At 59.8% G+C, this 13,758-nt stretch carries 12 protein-coding genes; 9 read left to right on the forward strand and 3 right to left on the reverse strand.

Annotated features, from left to right (window positions below; all coding sequences use genetic code 11):
• Positions 1-89: 89 nt before the first annotated feature.
• Entirely contained in the window at positions 90-1,640 is a 1,551-nt protein-coding gene (gene norR / locus PMI31_RS14715; protein WP_008018856.1) for a nitric oxide reductase transcriptional regulator NorR, read from the reverse strand.
• A 156-nt stretch (positions 1,641-1,796) separates the two neighbouring features.
• On the opposite strand from norR, the gene hmpA reads away from it, so the two are divergent.
• Together hmpA and PMI31_RS14725 are read left to right on the forward strand one after the other, a co-directional pair.
• Positions 1,797-2,978 carry an NO-inducible flavohemoprotein gene (gene hmpA / locus PMI31_RS14720; RefSeq protein ID WP_008018857.1) on the forward strand — a complete coding sequence of 394 codons (1,182 nt, stop codon included), beginning with the start codon at positions 1,797-1,799 and terminating at the stop codon, positions 2,976-2,978.
• 303 nt (positions 2,979-3,281) lie between these two features.
• On the forward strand, positions 3,282-3,791 hold the full coding sequence (locus tag PMI31_RS14725) for a disulfide bond formation protein B (RefSeq protein WP_008018859.1): 510 nt from the start codon (positions 3,282-3,284) through the stop codon (positions 3,789-3,791).
• Between the two features lie 551 nt (positions 3,792-4,342).
• Here the strand turns inward: PMI31_RS14725 and PMI31_RS14730 are convergent.
• Positions 4,343-4,603, reverse strand: coding sequence for a hypothetical protein (locus tag PMI31_RS14730; RefSeq protein ID WP_008018860.1), 261 nt, complete (start codon positions 4,601-4,603; stop codon positions 4,343-4,345).
• 27 nt (positions 4,604-4,630) lie between these two features.
• Between PMI31_RS14730 and cyoA the strand changes: the two genes are divergently transcribed.
• From cyoA to cyoE, 5 genes are read left to right on the forward strand one after another with little or no spacing between them, the layout of a single operon-like run.
• On the forward strand, positions 4,631-5,566 hold the full coding sequence (gene cyoA / locus PMI31_RS14735; RefSeq protein WP_008018861.1) for a ubiquinol oxidase subunit II: 936 nt from the start codon (positions 4,631-4,633) through the stop codon (positions 5,564-5,566).
• Between the two features lie 3 nt (positions 5,567-5,569).
• Positions 5,570-7,600, forward strand: coding sequence for a cytochrome o ubiquinol oxidase subunit I (gene cyoB, locus PMI31_RS14740; RefSeq protein ID WP_008000699.1), 2,031 nt, complete (start codon positions 5,570-5,572; stop codon positions 7,598-7,600).
• Positions 7,601-7,603: 3 nt separating this feature from the next.
• A complete protein-coding gene (locus PMI31_RS14745; RefSeq protein ID WP_008000700.1) occupies positions 7,604-8,230 on the forward strand; it encodes a cytochrome o ubiquinol oxidase subunit III in 627 nt (208 codons plus the stop codon).
• Positions 8,231-8,578 (forward strand): cytochrome o ubiquinol oxidase subunit IV, encoded by a 348-nt coding sequence (gene cyoD, locus PMI31_RS14750; protein ID WP_008018862.1) that lies wholly within the window; start codon positions 8,231-8,233, stop codon positions 8,576-8,578.
• Between the two features lie 11 nt (positions 8,579-8,589).
• Positions 8,590-9,477, forward strand: coding sequence for a heme o synthase (gene cyoE, locus PMI31_RS14755; protein WP_008018863.1), 888 nt, complete (start codon positions 8,590-8,592; stop codon positions 9,475-9,477).
• 279 nt (positions 9,478-9,756) lie between these two features.
• Here the strand turns inward: cyoE and PMI31_RS14760 are convergent, their stop codons facing one another.
• Positions 9,757-11,175 carry an aminotransferase-like domain-containing protein gene (locus tag PMI31_RS14760; protein ID WP_008018864.1) on the reverse strand — a complete coding sequence of 473 codons (1,419 nt, stop codon included), beginning with the start codon at positions 11,173-11,175 and terminating at the stop codon, positions 9,757-9,759.
• 148 nt (positions 11,176-11,323) lie between these two features.
• On the opposite strand from PMI31_RS14760, the gene PMI31_RS14765 reads away from it, so the two are divergent.
• Positions 11,324-12,424, forward strand: coding sequence for a hypothetical protein (locus PMI31_RS14765; protein ID WP_008018865.1), 1,101 nt, complete (start codon positions 11,324-11,326; stop codon positions 12,422-12,424).
• Between the two features lie 43 nt (positions 12,425-12,467).
• On the forward strand, positions 12,468-13,748 hold the full coding sequence (locus PMI31_RS14770) for a hypothetical protein (RefSeq protein WP_008018866.1): 1,281 nt from the start codon (positions 12,468-12,470) through the stop codon (positions 13,746-13,748).
• Positions 13,749-13,758: the final 10 nt, after the last annotated feature.

Consider the following 13,758-nt stretch of genomic DNA (forward strand, 5'->3'; position numbering starts at 1 on the left):
GGGCGGCGTTCCGACGATGGCGCCCTTAAGGACGCTATCGCCGGCAAGCCGGCTCCTACAAAAAACAAATCACACCATTCAATGCCGGGTCACTTCATCCCCAGCCTCTTGGCCATCCGCCCAAGATTCGCCCGATCCAGGCCTAGTTCACGAGCTGCGCTTGCCCAGTTGTTGTTGTGCCGTTCCAGGCACGCACCGATCAACTGGCGCTGATAGTTTTCGGTCGCCTCGCGCAAGTCGCCGGTCACCACCTGCGTGACGGTGTCAGCGGGCTGCTCGGTAGCGGCTTCAATGCTGGTATTGGGCAAGTCCAGATCGGCGGCGCTCAAACTGAGAATCTTCGGTCGTTCCTTGCAATTGCCCAGGGCTTTCAAGGCGCTGCGGCCGATCAAATGTTCAAGCTCGCGCACGTTGCCGGGCCAGTCGTAGGCCAATAGCGCGGCCTGGGCGTCGCTGTTCAGGCGCAGGCTGTTGAGGCCCATGCGCGAGCGGTTCTGCTCCAGGAAGTAACCGCTGAGCAGCAATACATCGCGCCCGCGATCGCGCAGGGCCGGCACCAGCAGCGGATAAACGCTGAGGCGATGGTAGAAGTCGGCGCGGTAACGGCCGCTGCGCACTTCTTTGGCGAGGTCGCGGTTGGTCGCAGCGATCAGGCGCACGTCGACCTGATGCTCCTGGTCCGAACCCAGTCGCTGCAGTTGGCCGCTCTGCAACACCCGCAGCAACTTGGCCTGCACGGTCAGCGACAATTCACCGACTTCATCGAGAAACAGCGTGCCGCCATTGGCCAGTTCGAACTTGCCACGGCGGTCGTTCATCGCCCCGGTAAAAGCACCGCGGACATGGCCGAACAACTCGCTTTCCACCAGTGTGTCGGGCAACGCGGCGCAATTGAGGCTGATGATCGGTTTGTCGGCGCGGGGCGAGGCGGCATGGATGGCCTGGGCCACCAACTCCTTGCCGACCCCGGTTTCGCCAGTGATCAGCACGGTCAGGTCGCTGCCGCCCACCAGGCTGATTTCTTCGACCAGACGTTTATGCGCCTTGCTCTGGCCAATCATCTCGCGATTCTGCTGGCCGCTGGCCTGGCGGTAGACCTCGGCGCGCTGATGTTCATCTTCGACCCGGTTGTTCAACCGCTCGATGCGTTCGGCGGCATTGACCGTGGCGGCCGCGAGGCTGGCGAAGGCTTGCAGGGCATCCAGTTCGATGGGCTCGAAGCGTTCCGGATCGAGGGCATCGAGGGTCAACAGACCCCATGGCCGCTCGTCGATGAACAATGGGCAACCCATGCAGTCGTGGACCTCCAGGTGATCATCCAGGCCATCGACCAGACCGTCATAGGGGTCAGGCAAGTCGCTGTCGGCAGCGAAACGGGTCGGGCCGGGGCCGCTGAGCAGCGCTTCGAAACGTGGGTGCTCGCTGACCTTGAAGCGCCGACCGAGGGTGTCGGTGCTCAAGCCGTCGACGGCCAGCGGCACCAGCCATTCACCGTCAAGGCGCAGCAGGGCGGCGGCATCGCACGGCAACAGGGCGCGCATGGCTTCCAGCAGGCGGCGATAACGCTCGCCCTCGGGCAGTTCGCGGGACAGGTCGGAGACCAGGGGCAGCAAGGCAGTGAGCAGGGGTTTTGCAGTCATAGTGACTCCGTGTAGTCGGTATGACTATAAGGCAGACTGTGTCGAAATGACTATTATGTTTTCAACTTATTGATTTATAACGATTAAATACTTGGCATGAAAACTGATAAGCATAGGGTAATCCGTTAGCAACCCAAGAAGACCTGGAGTCACCTTATGCTGAGCGTTCAAGACCGTGCCATCGTCAAATCCACCGTACCGCTGCTCGAAAGCGGTGGCGAAGCGCTGATCACGCACTTCTACCGCATGATGCTCTCCGAATACCCGGAAGTCCGCCCGCTGTTCAACCAGGCCCACCAGGCCAGCGGTGATCAGCCGCGTGCCCTGGCCAACGGCGTATTGATGTATGCGCGCCATATCGACCAACTCGACCAGTTGGGCGACCTGGTGGCCAAGATCATCAACAAGCACGTGGCCCTGCAGATCCTGCCCGAACACTATCCGATTGTCGGCACCTGCCTGCTGCGGGCCATCGCCGAAGTGTTGGGCGAAGAGATTGCCACCCCTGAAGTGATCGCAGCCTGGGGTGCGGCTTACGGCCAGCTGGCGGACATTTTGATCGGTGCCGAAGCCAGCATCTACGACCAGAAGGAGCAGGCCCACGGCGGCTGGCGCGGGGCGCGGGAATTCATTGTGGCCGGTAAGGTCGAGGAGAGCGCCGAGATCACCTCGTTCTACTTCGAACCGGCGGACAAAGGCCCGATCCTGATGGCGGAACCCGGCCAGTACATCGGCATGAAACTGATCCTCGACGGTGAAGAGGTTCGTCGTAATTACTCGCTGTCGGCGCTGGCGAACAACGGCCAGTACCGCATCAGCGTCAAGCGTGAAGCCGGTGGCCGTGCTTCCAACTACCTGCATGACCAGCTGCAGGTCGGAGCCAGCATCCAGTTGTTCCCGCCATCGGGCGATTTCACCCTGACCGCCAGCGACAAGCCGCTGGTGCTGATCAGTGGCGGCGTCGGCATTACCCCGACCCTGGCGATGCTCGAAGCGGCACTGGAGACCCAGCGGCCGGTGCATTTCATCCACTGCGCGCGCAATGGCAGTGTGCATGCCTTCCGTGACTGGATCGACGGCCTGGCCGAGCGTCACCCGCAACTCAAACGGTTCTACTGCTATTCCGAAGATGACGGTGTGAGCCCGAAGGCGCACAAGGTCGGTTTGTTGAGCCAGCAGCAATTGAATGCATGGTTGCCGGAGCAGCGTGACCTGGACGCTTACTTCCTGGGACCAAAAGGCTTCATGGCCGCAGTGAAACGCCACCTCAAGGCGCTGGGCGTACCGGAGAAGCAAAGCCGTTACGAGTTCTTCGGGCCGGCAGCGGCACTGGAGTAAGCGGTTGGTGCGGTGAGTAAGCCCCACCGCGGCGCCTTCTTCGCGGGCAAGCCCGCTCCCACAGGGATTTGTGTCGATCAAAATTGATGTGAACGACACAAAACCTGTGGGAGCGGGCTTGCCCCGGGCGGCGCTCCGACGATTGCTTCACCTCGGTCTTGAACTGAAAAAAGCTGGAAAGTTAATCCCTTCTTAACCGCCTTGTCGTCTATTCCCCCGAATCCCCCCGACACGCTCCAGACTCTCAAAGGTCCGGGCCAGCGTGTAGACTGGCGGGCACTCGAAATCTTGAAGGGAAACGCGATGAGCGATGAATCCATGCGGTTGGGGCGTGAACGGCGCTACCTGGTGTTGTTGGGCATCATTTGCCTGGCGCTGATCGGCGGCGCGTTGTACATGCAAATTGTTCTGGGCGAGGCGCCTTGCCCGCTGTGCATCCTGCAACGTTATGCGTTGCTGCTGATCGCGATCTTCGCCTTCATCGGCGCGGCCATGCGCACCCGCCGCAGCATCACGGTGTTCGAAACCCTGGTGGTGATCTGCGCGCTGGCAGGCGCAGGCGTTGCCGGGCATCACGTCTATACGCAGTTCTATCCGGCGGTCAGCTGCGGTATCGATGTGCTGCAACCGATTGTCGATGGGTTGCCGCTGGCGAAGATCTTCCCGCTGGGCTTCCAGGTCGATGGTTTCTGCTCCACGCCATACCCGCCGATCCTCGGTCTGTCGTTGGCGCAGTGGGCGCTGGTCGCCTTCGTGCTGATTGTGGTGCTGGTGCCATTGCTGACGTCGCGTAACCGCAAAGCGCTGCGCTGAGGTCGTCTGCCGCCACGCATTGTCGGACAAAAAAGCCCCGGTCCTCGCAGAGAGGACCGGGGCTTTTTTTGTCTTGCCGAGCACAGTTCAGAGGCCAGATAAAAAGACCGTGATGCAGGGCAGTCGTGGGTGCGACACATGTGCGACATGTTGTCACAGAGTCGGTGTCGCAGGGCGTTCGGGCAGGCCGGATTGGTGCATGGAAACGTAACGAAATTGGGCTGTTTTGCAGGCTTCCGGTTTTTTCCGTTCCGAACGCAAGCAGGCAGTTTTAACACGGTCTGGCGAATAGCCAGAGCCCCCGTCATACCGGGCCTAGGGCAAGGTCAAGGGCAGTGAAGAGGGGCCCGATACTGTCTGAACTGTGGGCGGAAGACCTACTAATTTTGGTGTTTTTGTTGAGAATTAATTTCGATAAGATGCGCCACTTTTGCGAAAACGGTTAATGATTGTTGCCGGTTCGGATAAAAATTATTTCGGGATGAGACATGGTTTATGAAACGTTACATATCTACAATCGCCCGCACTGAATTCCCGGCACTGCTCAAATCTTAACCAGGCGTGAGCAGGAACAGGGTGTCGAGAAGTCTGGTGGCTTCAGGCGATGCCCAGGTGTCGGAGTCTCCAACTACCCGCACCAAATGGAATTGGTCTGTAACAAGGCCTTTGACCACGAATTCGAATAAGAACTCACCGCAGGCCCAGGATTTGTCGAAACGCGTCTGACGCACGACGGGCATGCCCTTATTCAATCCAAGAAAAATGCCAACCCTTGGCAGGGTGAAGTGTTGGCGATCAAAACCCAACTGCATTGCGCAAGCTGCTTTAGAGGTCGTGAGATGAGTAAAAACAGGTACCCCAGACTACTAGGCTTATTGCCGCTGATCGGCACGTTGTTGCTGTCAGGCTGCAACATGACCTTGCTCAATCCCAAGGGCCAGGTTGGTCTGGACGAGCGAAACCTGATCATCACCGCAACGCTGCTGATGCTGTTGGTCGTGGTTCCGGTCATCGTCATGACCTTCCTGTTCGCCTGGAAATACCGCGCCTCCAACACCAACGCCACCTACACCCCGAAATGGAACCACTCCACCAAGATCGAGATCGCGGTGTGGGCTGTTCCAGTGCTGATCATCATTGCCCTGGGTTACGTCACCTACAAGTCGACCCACGCCCTGGACCCGTACAAACCGCTGGAATCCGACGTCAAGCCGGTGACCATCGAAGTGGTCGCGCTGGACTGGAAGTGGTTGTTCATCTACCCGGAACAAGGCATCGCCACGGTCAACAAGATCGTGTTCCCGGCGCACACCCCGGTCAATTTCAAGATCACTTCCGACGCCGTGATGAACTCGTTCTTCATCCCTGCTCTGGGTGGCCAGATCTACGCGATGGCGGGCATGCAGACCAAGCTGCACCTGATCGCCAACGAGAACGCTGAAATGGACGGTATCTCCGCCAACTACAGCGGCGCTGGTTTCACCGGCATGAAATTCAAAGCGATCGCAACGACTCAGGAAGATTTCGACGCCTGGGTAAGCGAAGTCAAAAAGGCACCTAAACAGCTTGAACAAGCTGAATACGCAGCCCTTTCCAAGCCAAGCCAGAACAACCCAGTCGAGCTCTACTCCTCGGTTACGCCGAACCTGTTCCAGACCATCGTCGACAAGTACGAAGGCATGAAACCGGGTCCTAAGGTGCACCACGAGAAAGAAGAGAAAGAAGTGGCCGCTACGGACATGAACTCGCATTCAGCTGCCGGGGCAGAGGAGTAAACGATGTTTGGTAAATTAAGTTGGGAAGCGATCCCGTTCCACGAGCCGATTGTCATGGTGACCATCTCCATGATCGCGCTCGGTGGTCTGGCGTTGTTCGCTGCAATCACCTACTTCAAGAAGTGGACCTACCTGTGGACCGAGTGGCTGACGTCGGTCGACCACAAGAAAATCGGCGTGATGTACATCATCGTTGCCATGGTCATGCTGCTGCGTGGCTTTGCCGACGCCATCATGATGCGTACCCAGTTGGCCATGGCCACCGAGGGTTCGCCTGGCTACCTGCCACCTGAACACTATGACCAGATCTTCACCGCCCACGGTGTGATCATGATCATCTTCATGGCGATGCCATTCTTCACCGGCCTGATGAACCTTGCAGTGCCGCTGCAGATCGGCGCGCGTGACGTTGCCTTCCCGTTCCTGAACTCCCTGAGCTTCTGGCTGCTGGTTTCCGGCGTGGTGCTGATCAACCTGTCCCTGGGCGTCGGCGAATTCGCCAAGACCGGCTGGGTTGCCTATCCGCCGCTGTCGGGCCTGCAATACAGCCCGGGCGTGGGGATGGATTACTACATCTGGGCGCTACAGCTATCGGGTCTGGGGACAACGCTGACGGGGGTCAACTTCCTGGCCACCGTGCTGAAAATGCGTACCCCTGGCATGAAGCTGATGGACATGCCGATCTTCACCTGGACCTGCACCTGGGCCAACGTCCTGATCGTGGCTTCGTTCCCGATCCTGACCGCTACCCTGGCTCTGCTGACGCTTGACCGTTACATGGATTTCCACATTTTCACCAATGAACTTGGTGGCAATCCGATGATGTACGTCAACCTGTTCTGGGCTTGGGGTCACCCTGAGGTGTACATCCTGATCCTGCCGGCGTTCGGTATCTTCTCCGAAGTCATCTCGACCTTCACCGGCAAGAAACTGTTCGGCCACCACTCGATGATCTACGCATCGGGCGCGATCTCGATCCTGGGCTTCATGGTTTGGCTGCACCACTTCTTCACCATGGGTTCGGGTGCCAGCGTCAACGCCTTCTTCGGTCTGGCAACGATGCTGATTTCCATCCCGACGGGTGTGAAGCTGTTCAACTGGCTGTTCACCATCTATCAAGGCCGTCTGCGTTTCACCAGCCAGGTTCTGTGGACCCTGGGCTTCATGGTGACCTTCGCCATCGGCGGCATGACCGGCGTACTGCTGGCCATCCCGGGTGCCGACTTCGTTCTGCACAACAGCCTGTTCGTGATCGCGCACTTCCACAACGTGATCATCGGCGGTGCGGTATTCGGTTACATCGCCGGTTTCGGCTTCTACTTCCCTAAAGCGTTCGGCTTCAAGCTGCACGAAGGCTGGGGCAAGGCAGCGTTCTGGTTCTGGATCAGCGGCTTCTTCGTCGCGTTCATGCCGCTCTATGCACTGGGCTTCATGGGCATGACCCGTCGCCTGAACGCCACCACCAACCCTGAGTGGGTGCCGTACCTGTACGTCGCCATGTTCGGTGCGGTGATGATCGCCGTGGGTATCGCTTGCCAGCTGATCCAGCTGTACGTCAGCGTGCGTGACCGCAACAAGCCGGAAAACATGTGCGAACACGGCGACCCGTGGAATGCACACACCCTGGAATGGTCGACCTCGTCGCCACCTCCGTTCTACAACTTCGCCGTGCTGCCGAAAGCCGACGTTGTCGACCCGTTCACCGAAGCCAAGGAAAACGGCACCGCGTACAAGGTTCCGGCCAAGTACGAGCCGATCCACATGCCAAACAACACCGCGACCGGTGTGGTCATGGGCGCGCTGTTGACCGTGTTCGGTTTCGCGATGATCTGGCACATCTGGTGGCTGGCGATCGCTAGCCTGGCAGGCACCGTGATCTACTTCGCGATCCACGCGGCCCGTGATGATCAAGGCTATATGGTGCCGGTCGACGTGATCGAGCGCATCGAAGCCGAGCAGCACAAGCGTCTGGTCGCGGCAGGGAAAATCCCGGCCACTGCCACCCGTGTTGAAACCTCGTTGGAACAGGCTTAAACCATGTCGAACTTAGTGACCAATGCTGGACACACCCATGTCGATGGACATGGGCATGATGACCATCACCACGACTCGGGCGAGATGACCGTATACGGTTTCTGGCTCTACCTGATGACCGACTGCATTCTGTTTGCATCGATCTTCGCGGCGTACGCGGTACTGGTTAACAACGTAGCGGGTGGCCCGTCGGGCCACGACATCTTCGAACTGCCATACGTACTGGGCGAAACCGCTCTGCTGCTGTTCAGTTCGATCACCTACGGCTTCGCCATGCTGGCGTTCTTCCGTGGCAACAAGAAGCAGGTCCTGGGCTGGCTGGCCATGACCTTCCTGTTCGGTGCCGGCTTCATCGGCATGGAGATCAACGAGTTCCACATGCTGATCTCCGAAGGCTACGGTCCGAACCGCAGCGGCTTCCTGTCCGGGTTCTTCACCCTGGTCGGCACCCACGGTCTGCACGTGACCAGCGGTCTGATCTGGATGGCGATCATGATGTACCAGGTGCAGAAAAAAGGCCTGACGGCGACCAACAAGACCCGTCTGAGCTGCCTGAGCCTGTTCTGGCACTTCCTGGACGTTGTGTGGATCTGCGTATTCACCGTTGTTTATCTGATGGGGACTATGTAAATGGCTAACGCAGCTCATTCCCAACATGGCCATGACAGCCACGATGCCGGTCACGGCAGCGTAAAGTCCTACGCCATCGGCTTCATCCTGTCGGTGATCCTGACCCTGATCCCGTTCGGTCTGGTGATGTACCCGACGCTGCCGAAGTCGATCACCCTGATGATCGTCGTCGCGTTCGCAGTCATCCAGGTGCTGGTGCACCTGGTGTACTTCCTCCATCTGGACCGCTCGGCCGCGCAGCGTAACAACGTGATCGCGTTTGTCTTTGCCGCGATCGTGATTGTCCTGCTGGTTGGCTTGTCGCTGTGGATCATGTTCAGCATCCACACGTTCATGATGGCGAAGTGAGGTAAGTCCGCATGTCCCTCAAGCACTTTATCCAAATCACCAAACCGGGGATCATTTTCGGTAACGTGCTTTCTGTGGCAGGCGGATTTTTCCTGGCCTCCAAAGGGCATGTCGATCTGGCCATTTTCCTGGCCGCCATGATCGGCACGTCCCTGGTGGTTGCCTCCGGTTGCGTGTTCAACAACTGCATCGACCGCGACATCGACCTGAAGATGGAACGCACCAAAAACCGGGTGCTGGTCCAGGGCCTGATCTCCCTGAAACTGGCCCTGGTTTATGCGACCGTCCTGGGTGTCGCCGGCGTTGCGCTGTTGTACAAGGTGGCCAACCCGTTGGCCGCGCTGTTCGCAGTCATCGGCTTCATCATCTACGTCGGCTTCTACAGCCTGTACCTCAAGCGCAAGTCGGTTCACGGCACGCTGGTGGGCAGTCTGTCGGGCGCCATGCCGCCGGTGATCGGTTACGTCGCGGTGAGCAACACCTTCGACATGGCCGCGCTGACCCTGCTGGTGATGTTCAGCCTGTGGCAGATGCCGCATTCCTACGCCATCGCGATCTTCCGCTTCAATGATTACCTGGCTGCATCGATTCCGGTGCTGCCAGTGAAGCGCGGGATCCAGGTGGCCAAGAAGCACATCCTGATCTACATCCTGGCCTTCCTCGTGGCGACCTTGATGCTGACCTTCAGCGGCTACGCCGGCATGAGCTACCTCGCCGTCGCCGCGGCCATGGGCATGTACTGGCTGTACATGGCTTGGACCGGCTACAAGGCAGTGGATGACACGGTCTGGGCACGTAAGCTGTTCGTGTTCTCGATCTTCACCATTACCGCGTTGAGCGTGATGATGTCCCTGGACTTCAAAGTGCCGACCGAGTTGTTGCTGACGTACGCGCCTTAAGGTTCAGATGCTGCATCGAAAAGCCCCGCCTTCGAGAGAAGAGCGGGGCTTTTTCTTGGGTGAAATTCTGGTGGAGCGTGTTGCTGCCTTCGCGAGCAGGTCGGATCACCGCACCGTCGCTCCCACATTGGATCGATGGTGCCGCCCGTTTCAAGTACGACGCTGAACCCCTGTGGGAGCAGGCTTGCCCGCGAAGACGGTGTGTCAGGCGACATTGATGCTGGATGTGACGGCCCCATCGCGGGCAAGCCCGCTCCCACAGGATTTGAGGTGTGTCGGTTATATTTGGGCAGTGTCGAGCAAGCGGAAAAACCGTTCGCGCACCTGCAAGCTATCGCTGTGAGCCACGTTGAAGCGCAGGAATTGGCCGGCATTCGGTGCCTTGCTCAGCAGCGTACCCGGCGCCAGTACCATATTGTTTTCCAGCCCTTGTCGAGCCAGCGTCTCGGCGTGCAAGCCGTCCGGCAGTCTTGCCCAGATAAACACGCCTTCTCCTGGCAGCGACGACAATGAACACCCGGCCTCCGCCAGCCAACCCGCCACCCGGCTATTGGACTCATACAGCCGATCCACCGTACGCCGCGCATGCTTGGCGTAGCTGCCATCGCTGAGCATGGTGCAGGTGATCTGTTCCGCCAGTTCCGAGGTCACGCCGCCGCAAGCCATTTTCAGGGCGACCATGCGTGCCGCCAGTTGTGGCGACAGCACGGTGTAACTGACCCGGCTGTTGGCGGTCAGGGTCTTGGAGAAGCCGGAGACATAACTGACGTTGTCCAGCCCACTGGCCGCCAGGCGCGGGGTGCGACGTTGCTGGATGTCGCAGTACAGATCGTCTTCGACAATGTGGAAGCCGTAGCGGTGGCTCAACTCCACCAAGCGGTAGACCTGTGCCGGGGTGAACGAGTGGCCGGTGGGGTTATGCAGTGTGCTGTTGGTCATGTACAGCACAGGTTTGTGGGCGATCAGCAGTTGCTCGAAAGCGTCGAGGTCCATGCCGTCGCAATCCCGGGCGATGGTGATGACCCTGGCCCCGTGCAGCGCCAGGTTGGCGTGCATGTTGAAGTAGCAAGGGTCGTCGAGCAGCACGGTGTCGCCGGGTTTGACCAGCAGGCGCATCAGCAGGTCGATGGCCTGCATGGTGTTGGCGGTGGTGATGATCTGGTCCACCGGCGCTTCGATGCCGAAGGTCGCCAGTTTGACTCGCAAGGCCTGACGCAACGGCAAGTAACCGCCGGCCACGCCGTACTCGCCCATGCGCAACGACGTCGCTCGCAGGGTACTGCGCACGGCTTTCTGCAATTCTTCGGCGGGCAGCCAGGAGGTCGGCAGAAAACCGCAGCCGGGGCGCAGCGCGCCGTTGTCCAGCAGCAGTGCGCGGCGTACCACGCTCAGGGTGTCCTGGGGTTGCAGGTCCGGGCCGGTGCCGCTTTGCAGCGCGGCGCTGGAGCGATGCACGTAATGCCCCGAACCCTGGCGTGACACCACCAGCCCCTTGGCCCGCAAGCGGTCCAGTGCATCGACCACCGTGGATTTGCCCACGTTCATCAGGTCGGAGAGTTCGCGAATCGGTGGCAGCTTGGCGCCATGGGGCAGGCCACCGGTACTGATCGCCTGGGTCAGTTGATCGACGATCTGCTGCACCAGCGGCATGCCGGGCTGGAATTCAATGGCGGCAATGACTGCACGTTGAACCTGCATTTTACTGGTCTCTGCGGCAGTAAAGTTCGTTGGATTTTATACGAACTTGCCCTGATCAGGACAAGCCTCTCTCACTACCATGCCCTTACAGACTTTTCTGGGTGTCGGCCTTTGTCGGCGGGCATTCTCCCGGTTCATGAGGTGTTGCATGGGTGTCGAAACAACGGTCGCGGTGGCCAAACCGGTCATTAACCTGCGCTTATTCACGATCCGGATTATCACCGCTGTCTCGTTGTTCGCGGTGCTGGGCAAGGCCAACGTCTGGCTCGACACGGCCACCAACAGCATCCTGGCCCTTGGATATCGGGCCTTGTTGCTGCTGTTGCCCCTGACTTTACTGGTGCTTGGCCGCCGCTCCCTGAGCGTCACGCTGCTGTGTGCCGGCCTGGGCCTGGTGTTGCTGGCGTTGACCAGCCATCAAGGCATGGTGATGTTTGCTGCCGCCCTGTTTGCCTACGGCATTGCCATTGCCGGGTACCTGATCAAGAGCGAAGCGGCGCAGACCAAGGAAGGCGCAGCCTACAACCGCGTGGCCATGAACATGGGCAGCCTGGTGGCCGGTTTGATCCTGCTGTCGCCGCTTCTCTCGCCTACGATGTTTTTCCTCGGTGCGGCGGCGTTCGTGTTGCTGTGCCTGCCGATCGCCCTCGGCGCGACATTCACCACCCAACCGGTGGTAGCCCGCCCGGCCAGCCGGGTCGGCAGCAACTGGGGCAACAAACTGCCCTGGGTAATTGCCGGGATCATCATGGGCATCAAGCTGTTCGGGGTGTTCTCGATCCTGCCACAGGCGATCCTGCTCAAGACCGGCGAACTGCCGGCCTGGTACGGCTTGATGCTGATCCTCAACAGCGCCGTGGTGGTGTTTGCCCAGGTGCCGGTGATGAAACTGATCGAACGCACCGGGCGCTTCAAGGTCGTGGCGGTGATCGGGATCATCGTCGGCGGCTTTGCCGTGCTGTCTTCGCCAGCCGCGTTCCACGTCGAAACCCTCGCCGGGGCGTTGATCTGGGTGGCGCTGCTGTCGATCGCCGAATGCGCCTTCAGCTACCTCGATTATTTCTCGGTCAAGCAAAACAACATGTTCGTCAAGGAAGTGTCCCTGGGCGTAGGGGCCGGGCTGACCGTGTTGATCATGCGAGTGGTGCCGGCGCCGTACAACGCGCTGGTCCTCGCCGCCATCGGTGCCGGCGGGATCCTGGCCTGGTACTGGCTCAATCGTAAATCCAATGCGTCGCTGCATGACTGAGTCAGCGTCGTTGCGGTTTTCACCTTGCAGGTCGGGGGCATCAATGAATACGACTTCATGCGTAGTAGTGGTTGGTTACAACGGCAATCGCGTTCACGACATCCAGAAACTGCGCGAGTTGTGCAAGTCGCTCTACAACGCCAGGCTCATCCTGCTGGTCGAGAAGATTCAGCCCCATGACGATCAGGTGGCCGATCACGTCTGCAGCACTTCGCTGGCCGAGAAAGATGTGGCGGCATCCCTTGAACTGGTGGTCGGGTGCCTGAATGCCGACAGCTGGAAGTTGATCGGCGTGCTGCCGTTCTCCGACCGTGGCGTGCTGCTGGGGGCCGCGCTGGCCAGTCACTTCGGCCTGCCGGGCATTACCACCGGCGAAGCCAGGGCGGGCCTCGACAAGCAGATCTTTCGCGGGCTCGAAGCGGCGGCCGGCACCTCCCCCGAAGAATACCGGCCGGTGTTTTCCGCGCGGGTCGAAAGCCTGCCGGAACTGCGCCAACGCGTCGTCGAACTGGGCGGCAAGGCCTTCATCAAACCCGCGTGCGAAGGCGCGAGCCGGGGCTGTCGCGTCATCCATCACCCCTCGGAGTGCGATGACGCCTGGCTCGCCCTGAAACCTTACCGCGAAGGCGGCATCGTCCTTGAAGAACTGGTGCAGAACGCCCGCGAATACAGCTGGGACTACGTGGCCGGCAGCACCTGGGTCACTGAAAAAACCACCACCGAAGGCGCCTATCGCGCAGAGATCCAGCAAGTCGTACCCGCACCGCTTCCGGCTGAGGTACAGGCGCGTTTGATGGCAGCCGGTCGGCATATGTCGTCTTTGGTGTCCCAGGACAATGGTGCCTGGCACAACGAAGTGTTCCTGCGCAGTGACAACCTGACCTCTGCCGTGGAAACCAACATGCGCCCCGGCGGCATGCACATCTGGGACCTGGCCAGGCGCGCTTTCGTTAATTTCAATCCGTGGGAACGCTGGGTGCGCTGGGCGGTGGAAGGCAAGACCGAACAGCACCAGCCAGAGGCTCGCGGCTACTGCGGCATTCGCCTGCTCAAGGCACCGGCCGGCGGCATCCTGCGCGCAACGCCTGACATCGAGGCCCTGGCCCGCGCACTTCGTATCGACCTGGTGGAAGGGCAGTACGCCAAGCGTATCGGCGACTCGGTCAGCGCGCTGGTCAAGGACAACTTCTCATTCATCGGCCACATTGTGCTGTTCAACGAGCACTACGGGCAACTGAGCAACGACCTGTTGCGTCTGGCCGAGGCAATTGAGTCACGCACTGAGGTGACTTGCCTGGCACCGGCCACTCGCGCCGTATGTTGAGCCAGCAAGC

It is taken from the genome of Pseudomonas sp. GM55 (genome assembly GCF_000282395.1).
Taxonomy (GTDB): domain Bacteria; phylum Pseudomonadota; class Gammaproteobacteria; order Pseudomonadales; family Pseudomonadaceae; genus Aquipseudomonas; species Aquipseudomonas fluorescens_CC.